Annotated in this window: 2 protein-coding genes; one reads left to right on the plus strand and one right to left on the minus strand. The window is 73.9% G+C overall.

Annotated features, from left to right (window positions below):
- Nucleotides 1-66: 66 nt before the first annotated feature.
- Nucleotides 67-1,509, minus strand: coding sequence for an alpha/beta fold hydrolase (locus AB0J52_RS36975; protein ID WP_500187566.1), 1,443 nt, complete (start codon nucleotides 1,507-1,509; stop codon nucleotides 67-69).
- 338 nt (nucleotides 1,510-1,847) lie between these two features.
- Here AB0J52_RS36975 and AB0J52_RS36980 point away from each other — a divergent pair.
- The coding region (locus tag AB0J52_RS36980; protein ID WP_500187568.1) for an aldehyde dehydrogenase family protein at nucleotides 1,848-2,287 on the plus strand (440 nt) is incomplete at its 3' end.

Consider the following 2,287-nt stretch of genomic DNA (forward strand, 5'->3'; position numbering starts at 1 on the left):
GGCGGCGTCTCTCGTGTGCGGCGGCGTCTCTCGTGTGCGGCGGCGTCTCACGTGGGCGGCGGCGTCTCACGTGGGCGGAGGTCCGCCGTTGAGGAAGGCGTAGACGGCCTCGCGGCCCTGGGTGCCGCGCTCACGGTTCTGGATGGAGTGGCTCGCGCCCTTGACGATGACGAGCTTGCCCCTCGGGGCGTTCGCGAGTTCCTCCCTGGCCCATTCCATGGGCGTGGACAGGTCGTGGTCGCCGTTGACGATGAGGATCGGCACCGGCGGCAGCTTCCGCTTCGCCTCGGTGTTGTGCCGGGCGACCGGCCAGGTCAGGCACTCCTGGATGAAGCCGCCGCCGACGGCGGTGGCGGAGGTGAAGGGCCACGTCGCGCTCGCGGGCAGGTGCCGCCGGGCGTACTCCAGCGCCGCCGGACGCCGGGCGACGGGCGTCTCGGACGTCCCCCACGGGAAGACGCCGTCGCCGCAGATGGTGGCCTCGTGCAGGCCCGCGCTGAAGCCCGCGACGGGGTCGCCGCCGGGCGCCATCAGCTTCATCAGCGTGTCCAGGCGCGCCGGGTCGCCGAGCCTGGCCGCGTGCATCGCGCCGATCACGTCACCGGATCCGGCGGGCAGCCCGGGCGGGTTCGGATCGCGGTAGGACGGGTCGAAGAACTCGTACGAGACGAGCATGTCCCACATGAGCACGGCGTCCTCGCGGTGGCGCGCCAGGTACGCGACGTCCCGCGCGGGGTCGAACCCGCAGGCGGGCGCGGTGCGGCAGGCGTCGCGCAGGACGCGGGCCACGGCGTGCTGACCGGTCGTGTAGAGCATCTGCTCGTGGCCCGGATCGGTGTGCGGCAGCACCGAGTCCAGGACGGCCTTGGAGACGTGGCCCGGGTGGAAGGCGGCATAGTTCGCGGCCGTGAACGAGCCGTAGGACACGCCGTCCACGACCCACTTGTTCACGCCGAGCGCGCTGCGGAACATGTCGAGGTCGCCGACGGTCTGCTCGGTGGTGTAGTAGCTCCGCCGGTCGCCGAGGACGGACGCGCACTCGGCCACCGCGTCCCGCGTCGGCGGGGCGATGTCGGAGCTGCCGACCTGCGCCTGCATCTTCGGGCAGTCGATCGCGCCGAACCGCCCGGTGCCGCGCTGGTCGATCATCACGAACCGGTAGTTCTTCGCCAGTTCCGGCAGCCGCTGCGTGGTCATCCTGGTCAGGTACGGCACGCCGGGCTGGCCGGGGCCGCCGGTCAGGAACAGCAGGGTGCCCTTGGGGGCGGCGGTGTTGTCGGACATCCCGACCTGGAGGTCGAGGGTGCCCCTGGCCGGGTTCCGGTGGTCGAGCGGGACCCGGAGCGTCGCGCACGTGAAGCCCGGCTGCCCGTCGCACGGATGCGGGTCGGCGAAGCCCGGCCGGGCCGAGGGGGCCACCGGGGACCGCGCGGAGGCCGCCGTCCCCGTCCCCGCCGCCAGGGTCATCGTCAGGCCCACGACGAGCGCCGCGGAGAGTCGTGATCGCATGTGCTGGATGATGTCCCGCGCGTCCGGCCGAGCCCAGCCGCACTGCCGGAACCGGCCACCTTCCAGCCGACTCCGGCCAGCGGCCCGCCGCCGACCGCAGGAAGGGCGCGAAATGCCCGTCCACCTGCGACGCGATCCCGTTCGAGCCGCAGCGTCACTGCGGCGCGCCGGAACGGAGTCCCCCCCGGGCCGTGCTCTCGCCGGGCTCCGCCGGAGGGTGCGGGCGACGTCCGCCTCTGTGGAACGCTCCGGACCGCCTGACCTGACGGGGTGGTGGCGGCCGACCCGCGGATGAATACTGAACTCTGTTCGGTGAAGGCGCCGAGGTGGGAGGTTCCATGGCCGGGTACACGATGACGATCGGCGGGGAGGCCGTCGCGGCCGCCGGGACGTTCGGGGTGGTGAACCCGGCGACCGGCGAGGTCGCCGAGCAGGCGCCGGACGCCACCCGCGAGCAGCTCGACGCGGCGATGGACGCCGCGCAGGCGGCCCGCGCCGGCTGGCGCGCCGACGAGGCGGCCCGCCGGGAGGCGCTGCGCGCGGCGGCGAACGTGCTGTTCGCCCGCTCGGAGGAGATCGGCCGGATCATCACGCTGGAGCAGGGCAAGCCGCTCGCCGACGCGACGATGGAGGCGGTCGGCGCCGGGGTCTGGCTGAAGTACTTCGCCGACCTGGAGCTGCCGCGCGAGGTCATCCAGGACGACGCGACCGGCGACGTGGCGGTCGTGCTCGGGCTCGGCCCGATCGGCCTCGGCGTCGTCGCGCAGCTCAAGGCGCG

The sequence above is a fragment of the Spirillospora sp. NPDC049652 genome, from assembly GCF_040675125.1.
In the GTDB taxonomy this organism is placed as follows: domain Bacteria; phylum Actinomycetota; class Actinomycetes; order Streptosporangiales; family Streptosporangiaceae; genus Spirillospora.

Coding starts and splice junctions, on each gene's coding strand:
- AB0J52_RS36975 (WP_500187566.1), bottom strand. CDS start 1,509: ATGCGATCACGACTCTCCGCGGCGCTCGTCGTGGGCCTGACGATGACC.